16 protein-coding genes are annotated in these 12,539 nt (G+C 71.0%); 8 read left to right on the top strand and 8 right to left on the bottom strand.

Annotation, left to right across the window (positions count from 1 at the left end; all coding sequences use genetic code 11):
• Nucleotides 1–9: 9 nt before the first annotated feature.
• On the top strand, nucleotides 10–555 hold the full coding sequence (locus GKS42_RS00855) for a hypothetical protein (RefSeq protein WP_154792122.1): 546 nt from the start codon (nucleotides 10–12) through the stop codon (nucleotides 553–555).
• Entirely contained in the window at nucleotides 555–1,001 is a 447-nt protein-coding gene (locus GKS42_RS00860) for a hypothetical protein (RefSeq protein ID WP_154792123.1), read from the top strand. The genes GKS42_RS00855 and GKS42_RS00860 overlap by 1 nt, the downstream gene beginning before the upstream one ends.
• Here the strand turns inward: GKS42_RS00860 and GKS42_RS00865 are convergent.
• Both GKS42_RS00865 and GKS42_RS00870 read right to left on the bottom strand, forming a co-directional pair.
• Complete coding sequence (locus tag GKS42_RS00865; protein ID WP_154792124.1) at nucleotides 994–1,776, bottom strand: phosphotransferase; 783 nt, start codon at nucleotides 1,774–1,776, stop codon at nucleotides 994–996. The genes GKS42_RS00860 and GKS42_RS00865 overlap by 8 nt on opposite strands.
• A gap of 64 nt (nucleotides 1,777–1,840) precedes the next feature.
• Nucleotides 1,841–3,790 carry a hypothetical protein gene (locus GKS42_RS00870; RefSeq protein ID WP_154792125.1) on the bottom strand — a complete coding sequence of 650 codons (1,950 nt, stop codon included), beginning with the start codon at nucleotides 3,788–3,790 and terminating at the stop codon, nucleotides 1,841–1,843.
• 230 nt (nucleotides 3,791–4,020) lie between these two features.
• On the opposite strand from GKS42_RS00870, the gene GKS42_RS00875 reads away from it, so the two are divergent.
• Nucleotides 4,021–5,115 (top strand): hypothetical protein, encoded by a 1,095-nt coding sequence (locus GKS42_RS00875; RefSeq protein WP_154792126.1) that lies wholly within the window; start codon nucleotides 4,021–4,023, stop codon nucleotides 5,113–5,115.
• On the opposite strand, the gene GKS42_RS00880 is transcribed toward GKS42_RS00875, so the two are convergent.
• From GKS42_RS00880 to GKS42_RS00895, 4 genes are all read right to left on the bottom strand, one after another.
• Nucleotides 5,097–5,894 carry a YidC/Oxa1 family membrane protein insertase gene (locus GKS42_RS00880; protein ID WP_154792127.1) on the bottom strand — a complete coding sequence of 266 codons (798 nt, stop codon included), beginning with the start codon at nucleotides 5,892–5,894 and terminating at the stop codon, nucleotides 5,097–5,099. The two genes, GKS42_RS00875 and GKS42_RS00880, sit on opposite strands and share 19 nt — an antisense overlap.
• A 123-nt stretch (nucleotides 5,895–6,017) precedes the next feature.
• Entirely contained in the window at nucleotides 6,018–6,326 is a 309-nt protein-coding gene (locus tag GKS42_RS00885; RefSeq protein ID WP_154792128.1) for a DUF6412 domain-containing protein, read from the bottom strand.
• Between the two features lie 68 nt (nucleotides 6,327–6,394).
• The gene (locus GKS42_RS00890) at nucleotides 6,395–7,003 is read right to left on the bottom strand and encodes a histidine phosphatase family protein (RefSeq protein ID WP_154792129.1); all 609 of its coding nucleotides are present in this window, start codon (nucleotides 7,001–7,003) and stop codon (nucleotides 6,395–6,397) included.
• On the bottom strand, nucleotides 6,966–8,186 hold the full coding sequence (locus GKS42_RS00895) for a PEP/pyruvate-binding domain-containing protein (protein ID WP_154792130.1): 1,221 nt from the start codon (nucleotides 8,184–8,186) through the stop codon (nucleotides 6,966–6,968). The genes GKS42_RS00890 and GKS42_RS00895 overlap by 38 nt, the downstream gene beginning before the upstream one ends.
• A 70-nt stretch (nucleotides 8,187–8,256) precedes the next feature.
• Between GKS42_RS00895 and GKS42_RS00900 the strand changes: the two genes are divergently transcribed.
• Both GKS42_RS00900 and GKS42_RS00905 read left to right on the top strand, forming a co-directional pair.
• Complete coding sequence (locus GKS42_RS00900) at nucleotides 8,257–8,643, top strand: DNA-binding protein (protein WP_154792131.1); 387 nt, start codon at nucleotides 8,257–8,259, stop codon at nucleotides 8,641–8,643.
• A 2-nt stretch (nucleotides 8,644–8,645) separates the two neighbouring features.
• Nucleotides 8,646–9,281 (top strand): transcriptional regulator, encoded by a 636-nt coding sequence (locus GKS42_RS00905; protein ID WP_154792132.1) that lies wholly within the window; start codon nucleotides 8,646–8,648, stop codon nucleotides 9,279–9,281.
• On the opposite strand, the gene GKS42_RS00910 is transcribed toward GKS42_RS00905, so the two are convergent.
• Nucleotides 9,241–9,699 (bottom strand): ribonuclease FAU-1 family protein, encoded by a 459-nt coding sequence (locus tag GKS42_RS00910; RefSeq protein ID WP_154792133.1) that lies wholly within the window; start codon nucleotides 9,697–9,699, stop codon nucleotides 9,241–9,243. The genes GKS42_RS00905 and GKS42_RS00910 overlap by 41 nt on opposite strands.
• A 112-nt stretch (nucleotides 9,700–9,811) precedes the next feature.
• Nucleotides 9,812–10,450 carry a DUF402 domain-containing protein gene (locus GKS42_RS00915; protein WP_154792134.1) on the bottom strand — a complete coding sequence of 213 codons (639 nt, stop codon included), beginning with the start codon at nucleotides 10,448–10,450 and terminating at the stop codon, nucleotides 9,812–9,814.
• A 131-nt stretch (nucleotides 10,451–10,581) separates the two neighbouring features.
• Between GKS42_RS00915 and GKS42_RS00920 the strand changes: the two genes are divergently transcribed.
• The 3 genes from GKS42_RS00920 to GKS42_RS00930 all read left to right on the top strand — a co-directional run bounded on the left by GKS42_RS00920 (nucleotide 10,582) and on the right by GKS42_RS00930 (nucleotide 12,375).
• The gene (locus GKS42_RS00920; protein ID WP_154792135.1) at nucleotides 10,582–11,025 is read left to right on the top strand and encodes a methylglyoxal synthase; all 444 of its coding nucleotides are present in this window, start codon (nucleotides 10,582–10,584) and stop codon (nucleotides 11,023–11,025) included.
• Between the two features lie 92 nt (nucleotides 11,026–11,117).
• Nucleotides 11,118–11,537 (top strand): hypothetical protein, encoded by a 420-nt coding sequence (locus GKS42_RS00925; RefSeq protein ID WP_154792136.1) that lies wholly within the window; start codon nucleotides 11,118–11,120, stop codon nucleotides 11,535–11,537.
• A 46-nt stretch (nucleotides 11,538–11,583) separates the two neighbouring features.
• Nucleotides 11,584–12,375 carry a deoxyribonuclease IV gene (locus GKS42_RS00930; RefSeq protein WP_154792137.1) on the top strand — a complete coding sequence of 264 codons (792 nt, stop codon included), beginning with the start codon at nucleotides 11,584–11,586 and terminating at the stop codon, nucleotides 12,373–12,375.
• Nucleotides 12,376–12,539: the final 164 nt, after the last annotated feature.

The following is a 12,539-nucleotide window of genomic DNA, read 5'->3' on the forward strand; positions in this document are numbered from 1 at the left end:
GGCGCCCAGATGCTCGACTTCACGGACTACGTGGCCGACCTGCGGGCCCTGGTGGACGAGCACCACCTCGGTGAGGGGCGGTACGCCCGATGGTCGACTCGCTGCGGTGGGGCGGAGCCGGCAGTGAACCCCTATGGCTGCGCCGACGCGGTCAACATCCTCTACACGCTCGGTGAACTGCCGTCCTCGGAGGCCGCCCGGCGTGAACACATGGCCGCGTTGCGCGACCTCCAGGACCCGGACAGCGGCTCCTTCGACGAGCCGACCCACCGGCGCGAGCACACCACGGCCCATGTCGTCGCGGCTCTTGAGCTCTTCGACGCCCGGCCCGCCCACCGCCTGCACTTCCTCGAGCCTCTCCTCGACCGGGATGCGCTCGAGCGCTATCTCGATGCCCTCGACTGGTCCCGCCCCTGGCCGGCGTCCCACGGCGGCGCGGGCGTGGCCGCCGCGCTCTTCCTCACCGGGCGGGTCTCGCACACGTGGCTGTCCTGGTACTTCGACTGGCTCGACGCGCACGTCGATCCCGGCACCGGACTCTGGCGACGGGCCTGATGCTCGAACTCGACGAGGACCCGGGCAGGTTCGCGAACCTCGGTGCGTCCTTCCACTATCACTTCAACTACCTCTCCTTCCGGCGCGCCATCCCGCACCCGGAACGAGTGGTCGACAGCTGCCTGCAGATCCTGCGCGAGGGCGCGGTGCGGATCGGACTCGACGACGTGACCTTCAAGGAGGTCGACTGGGCCTACTGCGCGCATCGGTCCCTGCGGCAGAGCGGCCACCGCCGCACGGAGGTGACGGCGGGCCTGCGTGAGCTCGCCGGCAGGCTGTACACGCGGCTCAACTCACCGGAGTACCGCGCCTCGCGAACCTACGACGACCTCCACCTGGCCTTCGGAGCGCTCTGCGCGGTCGCCGAGCTCCAACTCGCGCTTCCGGGCGAGATCCGCACGCCCCGACCGTTGCGGCTCGTGCTCGACCGGAGGCCGTTCATCTGAGACTCGGGCGACGACTCGATCCGGGTGAGGTCGGGCTGAGTGCCGCCGCCCAGACCTCCCGGTGCCGCGACACGTACCGGTTCACCTCGCGCCAATGGTCGCCGTGGCCCGAGCTGAACATGGAGCCCCAGGGCTGCAGGCCCGATCGATGGGACGTCTCGAGGAGGTCATACATCGCGGCGGTCCGGCGGGCCATGACGACGGGCAGGTGCCGGCGCAGGGCCTCATCGGCGGCGTAGCCGTCGATGAGTGCGCCGAGGCGCCGAGCCGCCTCGGCGGGTGCCTGGGTGGTGTCGGACAGGGTGAACGCCTGAGCGGTGTAGGCGAGGTCCCACAGCCGGGTGCTCGGTCCGGCGCCGTCCCAGTCGATGAACGTCCAGCGCTCGCCGATGAGCAGGTTCCACGGGGCCAGGTCGTTGTGGCAGATCAGGTCGTCGCCGGGGGCGGGTATCGCGACGTCCCAGCGGGCCTCGGGGCGGGGCCGGAACGTCGCGGCAGCGTCGTGGACGGCACGCACGAGGCGACCCACCCGTGCCAGCCCGGCGGGGGTGAGCGGGTCGCAGTCGAGGGCCAGGCGGCCGGGGACGAACTCGAGGATCTGCCGCCCGCGGTCGTCGCGGCCCAGGACCTCGGGCACGTCCACGCCGGCGCCACGCACGGCGTCCATGAAGGCATGCACGTGCGCGGTCGCGTCCGTCCAGGGCTTGCGCACGGTCGCGCCGACCCGCACCACCTCACTGACGTTGCCGCCCGCCAGGGTCTCCTCGTCAGCCATGGACCGAGGCTAGCTCGGCGCGGAGTCCGCCATCGGATCCACGGCCGACGTGGCTGACGACCTCCTACGGGCGGATCTGGAGCTTGTAGGTGAGGGACGCAGCCCCGCTCGAGATGTCGAGATCGGTGATGACCCTCCGTTGATCCCCGCCGAAGAGCGTGACGGCCGTCGGGGTGAGGCTCAGGTCGACGGCGCCGCCGTCGCCGATCATCAGGTCGAACGTGCTGTCGCCGCGCCGGATCCGCACGCCTCGGGCCACGGCCGAGCCTGCGCCGTCGACGAGCACCTCCGCGTCGCCCACGAGGAAGCTGACCGTGTCACTCGGCCCGACGACGAGCGGGACCCGCTCGGTGAAGGAGGTCTCGGCGGGTGCGTCGACGACGATCCGGACGCACTCGGGCAGACACCGGAACGTCCGGTGGATCCGGTCACCGGCGTCGGCGTAGGTGTAGGTGAACGGGAGGCTCTGGTGATAGCGCCCACCGGTCTGGACGGTGCTTGCCGACGCATCGGTGTAGCCGTCCGCGAGGATCGTGGTCCACGCGCTCCCGGTCCCCATCTGGGTGGCCACGAAGGCACCGGTGGCGTGGTGGTAGAAGAACGACGGGCCGCGGACCACCCGTGGCGAGAGGGCCCGACCATGATGCGTCGCGAAGTAGTACCCGACGCGCTTGGTGAACACGTAGTGCGCGTCGAACCGTTCGTCGGTCCGGGCCTCGACGAAGGAGTCGGAGCCCATGTACGGGAACGACGCGATCGCCGCCTCCCGCTCGGCCACGGTCGGGTAGACCGGCTCGTCCACGGTGAGGCGGAGGTTCTGCGGGGCCGTGCCACCGGCGCTGAGCCTGGTCACGTCGACCTCCCCGTCCGCCCAGGCCTGCTGCAGCTCGGCGAGGTGCTCGGCCGGCCAGTTGAGGGCACGGACCACGTGCGACTCGTTGAAGACGTTCAGGTGGTCGGGGTAGTTGCTCGTGTCGGCCTCACGCAGGGCGGCCAGGGACCGCATGGACGTGCGGCTGGAGATGCCGTTCACGGTCCAGCCGGCGCCGTCGGGCTCCCACAGGTAGTTGTACTGGCACCAGTCGAGGTGCTTCAGGGCGATCTGTCGGTACCGATCGTCGCCGGTGCGTTCGTAGGCGACGGCGAGGTCGCGAAGCGCGGTGTAGAGGGAGTAGTGGGCATCGAATGCGGCGTACTCGTACATGTAGCCGGCACCCTGGCTCTGACCGTTCGCCATCAGGAAGTCGAGCCGCTCGTGGTACGACGCCTCGATGTGCGCGGGCATCAGATGCAGGAACGCCGAGATCCCGGTCATCCCCCCGATGATCTGGTTCACGTACCGCATGCCCGCGTCCCAGACGTCCGCGACGGTCGGGTCGAGCAGGTACTCGGCGCCGAGCTGAAGCGAGGCCAGCACCTCCGCACGGACCTGTGGATCCCAGCCGACCTCCTCCATCTTGACCGCCGCCTCACCGAGGTAGATCAGGCCGAACCCGGTCGCCGCCCGGTTCTTGTCGGTGTAGCTGTAGGCGGGCCACCATCCCTCGGGTCCCTGGAGCTGGAGGTAGTAGCGCATCGCCGCGTACACGTGATCGCGCAGAACCGGGTCGAGGTAGTACGGGTTCCAGTCCGCCTCGTGTGTGTAGAAGAACGCAAGGGTGTAGACGGACTCCTGGTTCCGCGCGTTCCACGGGTCGGGGGCGTAGGCGGAGTAACCGCCGTTGAACCACCCCACCGTCTCGGGGTCGGTGTCCTCCATGTTGTTCGCGATGTCGGCGAGGCTGACGAAGTACTGGGTGATGCGCTGCTCCTGGGGCGTGAACAGCGAACGGTCGAGCGTGGCGATGTCGTACGGGTCCATGTCCGGGATGGGCAGCGTGAGCACGTCCCCGATGTCGGCTGCCGCGGGCCGGGCCTGAGCGGCGAGGGCGATGCCCGCGACGCCGGCTGCGCTCATGCGCAACAGGGTGCGGCGGGAGAACGGGAGGGTGACGGTGGATTCCTGGGGGTGCACGGTATCTCCTTCGATGACGTCACGGACGCCCTGCGGGCGCATCTCACCGGCGCACGGGGCGATGATCCGTGCGCTGCCGACGAGAGGACGCGATCTCTGATGTCGCGTTGCATCAACGTAGCGAGCGGCTGGGAACCCGCGCAAGGGCCCGAGTGGAAGAGACTGCCGGAGCACGAGGCAGGACGGGCGGCGGTACTCGAGCTGCACCGACTCGATGGCAGAGTTGGGGGATGGTCGAATCCGACGTCACCGCGACACTGCGCCTCGCCTCCGCCGCCCTCGGGTACCCACTGACCGACCCGTTGCCGCTCGGCGGGTCGACCCGGTCCCTGGTGCTGCGGGCGCAGACACCCGCGGGGACGAGCGTGGTCATCAAGCACTTCGAGCCCGACGGCGGCGGCGCGAACGGCGAGGACGGCGACGACGCGTGCCGACGGGAGGCGGCCGGGCTGACGCACCTTGACCACACCCCGGACCTGCTCGCCGCCGACCTGGACGCGCGACTGGTCGTGATGACGGACGCGGGCTCGGCGCCGACGCTCGCGGACCTGTTGCGCGGCTCCGACCCGGCGGCGGCCCGCGCGGCGGCGGCCCGCTGGGCCCACGCCCTCGGTGACCTGTGCGGCGGGTCGAGCTCCGCCGTCGAGGCCGTCATGTCGGCCATCGGCGAGGTCGCCGACCCAGGGATCGAGACGAGGATCCGGGCCGGGGTGGACGCGATCGCCCGGGTGAGCGGCGCCGTCGTCCCGGACGGCCTCGAGTCGGAACTCGCCGCGGTCCTCGGGCTGCTGAACGACCGCAGCGCGCTGGTGGCCTCCCCGGGTGACACGTGCCCGGACAACGCGTTGCTCGAGCCGGACGGGAGGGTGGTGTTCCTGGACCTCGAGGGCACGGACGTCCACCACCCGGCCCTCGACGCCGCCTACGCCCTGCTCCCGTTCGCGACCTGCTGGTGCGTCTACGAGCCGCCGCCCGGGTTCGTGGAGGACCTGCTCACCGAGTTCACGGCCGGGCTCGCGGGGCACCTGCCCGCAGTCGCCGCGGACCCGCGCTGGCCGGTTCAGGTCCGCACCGCGTGCCTGGGCTGGCTCCTGATGATGACGGGCATCCTGCTCAAGTACACCGCGGACCCCGAGCGCCGGATGGGCCCCAAGGACTCCCCGGCCCTGACCTTCCGGGAGCACGTGCTGGTCCGGTGGCGCTGGGGCGCGCGTCAGCTGGCCGCCGACTTCCCGGCCGCGACCACGTTCCTCACCGACGCGGTCGCGGGCGTCGAGCGGGACTGGGGCGCCCTGCGCCCGGCCGGCTACCCGGCGTTCGGCTGAACCTCCCCAGCCGCCGCGGCCGGGGCGGGTGGGTTCAGGAGGCGACGCAGGACCAGGCGCTCCACGAGCGTCCAGGTCGTGGTGACCATCAGGTACAGGGCGGCCGCGAGCGGCACGAACGCGGCGAACACCGCGGTCAGGAACGGCAGGAACCCGAGGATCCTGGTCAGCCCGGACAGGTCCGGAACCCCCGGCGCTCGCTCAGTCGCGGTCGGCATCGGCGGCGGCATCAGCAGTCTGCGTGAGGTCTGCGCGGCGGCGACGATGACCACGACGATCACGGCGTACAGCACCCAGGTCAGCGGGGTCGTCGTGCCCGCACCGATGGCGGTGATCAGGCTGGTGCCGAGCGGGTTGCCGAGCAGCTCGTTCTCGAGCAGGTGGTTCGGGGCGCCGCCGATCGTCGGGGTGATGAACAGCCCGTAGACGGCGAGCAGCACCGGCATCTGCAGCAGGACCGGGCCGAAGCCGGCGAACGGGCTGGAGTTCTCCGCCCGGTAGAGCTCCATCATCTTGCGCTGCAGGACCTCCGGCTGCTTCTTGTACCGCTTCTGCAGTTCGGCGAGCTTCGGCGCGATCCGGCGCCGGGTCCGCTCCGCGCGGGCCTGGGACACCCCGACGGGGATGAGAACGGCGCGCACTCCCAGGGTGAAGACCACGATCGCGAGAGCAGCGGCACTCCCGGCGGCGATCGGTTCGAGCAGGTCCGTCAGCGTGGTGACGACGGAGTTGGCAACGGAGATGAGCGCCCTGATCGGCGCGAATTCGTACAGGTTCATGGGTTGGTCCTTGCGTCATACGGGCGGGTGGGGGCCGTATGGTCGCGCGGGCATGACGCCGCCATGCCAATGCCCGACGGCGTTGGCCGGGCTTGCCGCCGGTCGTGGCGGTGGGGCTGGGCGTCAGTGCGTGGCGACCGCGAGGACGCGGCCCGGTGCCCGGGGGCGCGGCTTGCCGGGGGTGTCCGGCGCGCTCTGCGGGCGCGGTTCGGGTGCGCGAGCGTGCTCGAGGCGCATCCGTGGACCGGTCAGGCCGCCGAAGGTGGCGGCCGCCGCGACGTGGTTGAGCGTCGCGGCGAGCAGTGCCACCGCGGCCAGGCCGACGGCCCCGGCGACGGCGAGGGTGCCGATACCCTGCGCGGACACGTCGAAGCCGAGCACCACGATCAGGAATCGGGCGAGGTGCTCGAGATGCTCGAAGATCTGCGGCATTGTGCTCTCGGTGGTCGGCGGTTCTGGTCGAGGCTAACACCGCCGGACGGCGGCACGGCTCCTCGGAGTCACGGGCGGATCGTCCGCGGGAACCCCGTCCAGCGGAGCTCGGCGGGCAGATGGCTCATGTCGTTGAACATCGTGAGGGTGGGCGGGAGGCCGGTTCGGTACTCGAGCACGGTCAGCGCCGTGTTGGCGCTGTCCAGGCCGAGCCAGCGCGCCGGTGGGGCCTCGAGTGCGTCACGAACGAGCCAGGCGATCGGATAGCTGTGCGTGATGAGCACCTCGTGGAGATCGGCAGCGCCGGCACTGTCGGCCGCGGCGGCGAACCGCGCGGTCAGGCTCCGAGCGACCCGGTGGCCGGCGGCTGCCTCGTCGGTGTCGTAGCCGTCGAAGAACGGCACCCAGGCGGGCGGCGTCTCCTCGGGGCCCGGAACGTAGGGCACGTGGTCGATGAGCTCGGCGGCCGCGTGGACGGGTGTTCCCTCCGGTAGGTGCCCGGCCAGTTCGTGCGCGCTCGCCTCGGCGCGCGGGAGCGGAGAGTGCCAGACGGCGTCGATCGGCAGGGGAGCGAGGCGGCGGCCGAGGAGCCGCGCCTGTTCCCGGCCCGTGTCGGTGAGTTCGCCGAAGGGGTCGGCGTCACCGTGGCGTGCGAGGTACAGGAACCTGGTGGCCATGATCGGCCTCCGATGCGGGTCGTGGTGGGGTGACGGTTCCCTCGGTGCCGTTGATGCTGACGAGGTCGCCGTCACGGATGGCGGTGGTGGCGTCGGGCACACCGAGGACGGCGGGGATGCCCTGCTCGCGGGCGACGATCGCCGCGTGGGACAGGACGCCCCCGGTCTCGGTGACGACGCCGGCGGCCACGCGCAGCAGCGCCGTCCAGGCCGGGTCGGTGCAGGGGCAGATCACGATGTCCCCGGGCCGGACCCGCCCGAAGTCGGACGGTCCCTGCAGGACGCGCGCGAGCCCGGTCGCGGTGCCGTGGGAGCCGGGCGCGCCGAACAGTGTGGTGGTGCCGCCCGCGGCGGGACCCGTCGGCAGCGCGGGAGCCTGCGCCGTGATCGGCCGGGCCTGCAGGATCCAGAGCCCACCGTCGACGAGGGCCCACTCGACGTCCTGGGGTCGGTCGAGCTCTGCGGCGATCCGGTGACCGAGAGCGGTGAGGGCGCGGGCGGTCGCGTCGTCGAGCGCCGGCCGGGTCCGCTGGGACTCCGGCACCTCGCTGGCCGTGGGACCGGTGCCATCGCGACCCCGATCCAGACGCGTGGCCTTGCGCCCGATGGTGCGCCGGATGCTTCCGTCCACGGCGATCTCGTAGGTGTCGGGGGTGACCGTGCCGCCGACCACGCTCGGACCGAGGCCCCAGGATGCCTCGACGCGGGTGCTCGCGCCGGGGTGGGCCGGCGTGAACATCACGCCCGAGGCGTCCGCATCGACCATGCGCTGGACGAGCACGGCCATCGACTCACTTGCCGGCGACGCCGCGCGGCTGCTCCGGTACTCCAGGGCGCGATCGGAGTGCAGCGACGCCCAGCAGGTTCGCACGGCCGCCACCACCGCGGGCGTGCCCCGTGCGCCCAGCACGCTCTCGTACATGCCGGCCGCTGAGGCGTCCGGCCGGTCCTCGGCATCGGCCGAGGAGCGCACCGCCACCGCCGGGTCGCCGAGCCGGGCCAGGTGCCGGGCGACCGCGTCCCGGAGCGCGTCGGAGCCGGCCGACCCGGTCCCGGCGCCGTGCACGGCGAACGGCACGACGAAGCCGTCGGGCACCGGCAGCCCGGCCCGCAGCAACGTGCCCAGCGCCGCCGCCTTGCCACCACAGGCCGCTGCGGTCGCGTCCCAGAGATCCGTGAGCATCCGCTACCCATCAATGAATAGTTGACAACACTCTGTTGACAACAATGTGTTGATTGTGCAGGATCGGAAGATGGCACGCAACCACGAGCTCCAAGCGCAGGGCACCGACCAGACCCGGGCCCGACGAGAACACGAGGCACAGGACCGGCTCCTGGCGCTCGGCGCCGAAGCACTGGAGCCACGGCCATGGCGACCCGCCCCGGTGCCGCCCACCGCCGTCGACCTCACGCAGTTCGCGCTCTGGCGCTCTGCCGACCTCACCCCGGAGGACCTGCTCGGCGCGCTCACCCTGCTGCCCGCGGCGCGGGCGGAGGTCGACGGCATGGAGGCCGGGCTGCTCTTCACGGCCCGCACCGCGGGGCTGACCTGGGCGCAGATCGCCGAGGCGACGGGGTTCCGCTCCCCCCAGGCCTGTCAACAGCACTTCGCGCGACTCACCGACCGGCAGGGAGACTAGCCATGGCCAGGACCTCGGAGCCGCAGCTGCTCGTGCTCCACGCAGTGCGACTCCTCGGGTTCGGCGACACTCCCGCGGTGGCCGACCGTGCCGGCACCGACCCGGGCGAGACGGCCACGCTCCTGAGCGAGGCGGCCGGCCGGGGATGGCTGCAGCGGTCGTCGTTCGCCGACGTCGGCGGCTGGTGGCTGACCGAGGACGGGAAGGGTGAGAACGAACGCGCGCTCGCCCGGGAGCGGGAGTCGGCCGACCCGGATGGCATCATCGCGGCCACCCACCGCGAGTTCCTCCCGCTCAACGCCTCGCTCCAACGTGCGTGCACCGACTGGCAGCTGAAACCGACAGCCGCCGGCCGGCTCGCCCCCAACGACCACACCGACACCGACTGGGATGCCCGGATCCTCGATGAGCTCACCACCATCGGGGCCGCACTGGCACCGCTCGACGAGCGCCTGGCCGGCGTCCTGGTGCGGTTCGGCGGATACCACGCCCGCTTCGACGCGGCCCTTGACCGAGCCCGTGCCGGTCAGGGCGAGTGGGTCGACGGGACCGACGTCGACTCCTGCCATCGCGTGTGGTTCCAGCTCCACGAGGACCTCATCGCGACCCTCGGTCTGGACCGCGGTGCCGAGGCCTGAGCGGGTCGGGCAACTCGAGCAGGGGAACAGCGGAAGCCGGCGGGAACGGTGGCCAGACGGCCGGTGAGTCACTCCTGGTGCCGCCCAGTCGCCGTTCCACGAAGCGTTGGGCGTTGCGCAGCACCGAGACCGCGCTCGCACCATCGATGGACCCGGACGCCAGCGCGTCACCCAGCTCGTCGAGGTCCAGAACCTCGTACCGACGCTCATCCGGGAACACCAAGAGGTCGACGAAGCAGTCGTGGATCTCGCACTCGGCACCGCGATCGACGACGGTGACCAGGTCGACGTACCAGGCTCCCTCCAGCGCACCCGTGAAGGTGACCGGCTGGGTGAGTTGGACACCCTCCTCGACGATCACGACGGACCGATCCCGCGTCGGTCGGCCCGGGACCTGCCACTCGGGAAGGATGTCCATGTCGTAGACGATGACGTTCTCACGTGTGCGAAGCCCTCGACACCGCTGACCGGTTCGGTGAAGGACCGTGACGGGCTCGAGCGTTCCGGGGTTGAGCGACACCCGGAGAACGCTACCCAGACCCGCCACCCAGGCCGGGGAGATCCGGTGTCAGACGTCGAACGGGTGGGGGGACGTCGACCAGTGCCGGTAGCGCGGCCTCCCCGCACGCCGCCAACCGGAGGTCCCCACGGTCGTCGAACGGTGCGGTCCGCAGCTTCATCCCGCGTTCGGTCGACGCGGCCGCTGCCAGTGCGAGTTCCGTCTGATCCCGACCCAGCAGGCCGTGCGCTCGGACGTCGGCGAAGTCATCAAGATCCTCGACCGCGACGAGTCCGGACCGAAGCCGGAACGGGTCGAGCTCCCAATCCATGAAGACGATGACGTCCCGGTCCCGGCGCACCCAGTCACAGACCTCGACACTGACGTGCAGCGGTCGCTCCGGCACCCGCCAGGTGGCCAGCCACCTCTCCGACGGACCGGGCACGAGGGAGAGCGAGTCGAGTCCTGGGCCGGCTCCTCCTTCGACCTCGCAGGAGTCCTCGCTGGTTCCGTCGCTCGACCTGTAGCGGGAGCCGGCCGGCGTGAACAACCAGATGCCGTCGTGGTCGTGCTCGACAAGGTATGCCTGCCAACATCCACGACCGCCACGCAACTTCTGCTTGCAGATGGTGACGACGGATGGTCGGCCGGCGCTCCCCGGGGACGTCATCACGCCAGTAGAGCACGTGGGCCGCGCCGATGGGGTGCCGCCCGAACCTGCGCCGATGCGGTCATGACGCCCGCTCGCAACAACGGTCTCCTACGCTGAAGCCCCACGACGTCAACCCGACGGAGACCCTCATGTCCCGGCACATCGCACTCGTCGCTCACGACAACATGAAGGTCGAGCTCCTGCGCTGGGCTGAGTTCAACAGGGACACCCTCGCCGAGCATGTCCTGTATGCGACCGGCACCACCGGCACCATGCTCGAGTTCGAGCTCGGGCTGCCCGTGCATCGGTTCCTCTCCGGCCCGGTCGGCGGGGACCAGCAGATCGGCGCCAAGATCGCCGAGGGCCAGATCACGATGCTGATCTTCTTCTGGGACCCGCTCGAGCCGCAGCCGCACGACCCGGACGTCAAGGCCCTGCTGCGGATCGGCACCGTGTGGAACGTGCCGATGGCGTGCAACGTGGCCTCGGCAGACCTGATGATCTCCTCCCCGTTGCTCGGCAGCGACTACGAGAACCGGCGCCCGGATCTGACCCCGCGTGCCTGGGAGGACGGCCGTCCCGCAGGCGGGTAGTGCTCCCCATCGGCAGTTGACCTTTCAGTCATCTGGAGCCGCTAATCTCAGGTCTCATGGTCATCTGGAGAGGATGGGGAATCCTCGCAATCTTGTTCATCCCCCTCGGCGCGGTCGCGTTCGGCGGACTGTTCACGCTCATCCTCGGCGAGGAGAACTCCTCGCTCGCCCTCGGGCTCGGCCTGATCGTCGGCGGAGTCGCGTTGTTCTTCGCCGGCCGCTGGTTCCAGGACTGGGACGCGGAGCGCCGCACGAAGAACTACATGACCGCCCGCAAGGCCGAGGTCGAGGCGACCGTCGCCTCCGGCCGGTTCCAGCCGGTGCCCGGCTACCAGCCCCGCGACCACGCCGAGGCCCAGCACCTCGCCACGCAGATGCTCGAGCAGGAGCAGGGGACCGTCAAGAAGCAGTTGCGCAACCGGCACACGATCTTCTTCATCCCGATGCAGTACTTCGGGATCGTGCTCGCTGCCATCGGTCTCATCCCGATCTTCCTCAACTTCACGAGCTGAGCGCCCGCCCGGCGCGGTGTCGGGGGAGGCGATTAGGCTCGACGGCATGACCGTCATCGGAGCCCATGTCGACCAGACCGACCCCATTGCGCAGGCCCGCGCCCGCGGCGCGGACGCGGTGCAGATCTTCCTCGGCGATCCGCAGGGGTGGAAGGGGCCGGAGGTCCGGTTCGACGGCGGAGCGCCAGCTCTCAAGGCGGCCGCCGCCGAGGCGGGGGTGACGTTGTACGTCCACTCGCCGTACGTCATCAACGTCGCGACCACCAACAACCGGATCCGGATCCCGAGCCGCAAGCTGCTCCAGCAGCACGTGAACCTCGCGGCAGAGATCGGGGCCGCGGGCATCGTGGTGCACGGTGGTCACGTGCTCGCCGCCGACGACCCGGCCAAGGGTTACGACAACTGGCGCAAGTGCATCGACGGCATGGAGATGCCGATCCCGGTGCTCATCGAGAACACCGCCGGCGGCACCAACTCGATGGCCCGTGGTGTCGAGAAGCTGGAGCGGCTGTGGGCGTCGGTGCTCGAGGCCGACGGCGGCGCCGACGTCGGCTTCTGCCTGGACACCTGCCATGCCTACGCCGGCGGCGAGGAGCTCGCCGGACTGGTGGAGCGGGTGAAGGCCGTCACCGGGCGGATCGACCTGGTGCACGCCAACGACAGCCGGGACGCCTTCGACTCCGGCGCCGACCGGCACGCCAATCTCGGCCAGGGCTCGCTGCCCGAGGCGGACCTGATCGACCTGATCCGCGAGGCCGGCACCCCGGTGATCGTGGAGACCCCGGGCGAGGCCCCGGAGCACGCCGCCGACATCGCCTGGCTGCGCGAGCGGATCTGACCCGGCGGGCGAGGACCGGGCACCCGAGGACGGGTCGCCCGCCCCCGCCGAGCCGCCGTGAGCGCTCGGGTGAGAGCGTGACCAAGGACACCCCCGGACCGGGACCAACGGCCGGATCCCCTCACTTCTTCGGTGATCTGATGGATGTGGCGCACGGACGGACC

Origin of the sequence: Occultella kanbiaonis, from assembly GCF_009708215.1 — a bacterium.
Lineage (GTDB): Bacteria > Actinomycetota > Actinomycetes > Actinomycetales > Beutenbergiaceae > Occultella > Occultella kanbiaonis.

What these genes read in the sequence shown, in the direction of transcription:
- GKS42_RS00855 (WP_154792122.1), top strand. Translation starts at nt 10, where the DNA reads ATGCTCGACTTCACGGACTACGTGGCCGACCTGCGGGCCCTGGTGGAC.
- GKS42_RS00860 (WP_154792123.1), top strand. Translation starts at nt 555, where the DNA reads ATGCTCGAACTCGACGAGGACCCGGGCAGGTTCGCGAACCTCGGTGCG.
- GKS42_RS00865 (WP_154792124.1), bottom strand. Translation starts at nt 1,776, where the DNA reads ATGGCTGACGAGGAGACCCTGGCGGGCGGCAACGTCAGTGAGGTGGTG.
- GKS42_RS00875 (WP_154792126.1), top strand. Translation starts at nt 4,021, where the DNA reads ATGGTCGAATCCGACGTCACCGCGACACTGCGCCTCGCCTCCGCCGCC.
- GKS42_RS00880 (WP_154792127.1), bottom strand. Translation starts at nt 5,894, where the DNA reads ATGAACCTGTACGAATTCGCGCCGATCAGGGCGCTCATCTCCGTTGCC.
- GKS42_RS00885 (WP_154792128.1), bottom strand. Translation starts at nt 6,326, where the DNA reads ATGCCGCAGATCTTCGAGCATCTCGAGCACCTCGCCCGATTCCTGATC.
- GKS42_RS00890 (WP_154792129.1), bottom strand. Translation starts at nt 7,003, where the DNA reads ATGGCCACCAGGTTCCTGTACCTCGCACGCCACGGTGACGCCGACCCC.
- GKS42_RS00895 (WP_154792130.1), bottom strand. Translation starts at nt 8,186, where the DNA reads ATGCTCACGGATCTCTGGGACGCGACCGCAGCGGCCTGTGGTGGCAAG.
- GKS42_RS00900 (WP_154792131.1), top strand. Translation starts at nt 8,257, where the DNA reads ATGGCACGCAACCACGAGCTCCAAGCGCAGGGCACCGACCAGACCCGG.
- GKS42_RS00905 (WP_154792132.1), top strand. Translation starts at nt 8,646, where the DNA reads ATGGCCAGGACCTCGGAGCCGCAGCTGCTCGTGCTCCACGCAGTGCGA.
- GKS42_RS00910 (WP_154792133.1), bottom strand. Translation starts at nt 9,699, where the DNA reads ATGGACATCCTTCCCGAGTGGCAGGTCCCGGGCCGACCGACGCGGGAT.
- GKS42_RS00915 (WP_154792134.1), bottom strand. Translation starts at nt 10,450, where the DNA reads ATGACGTCCCCGGGGAGCGCCGGCCGACCATCCGTCGTCACCATCTGC.
- GKS42_RS00920 (WP_154792135.1), top strand. Translation starts at nt 10,582, where the DNA reads ATGTCCCGGCACATCGCACTCGTCGCTCACGACAACATGAAGGTCGAG.
- GKS42_RS00930 (WP_154792137.1), top strand. Translation starts at nt 11,584, where the DNA reads ATGACCGTCATCGGAGCCCATGTCGACCAGACCGACCCCATTGCGCAG.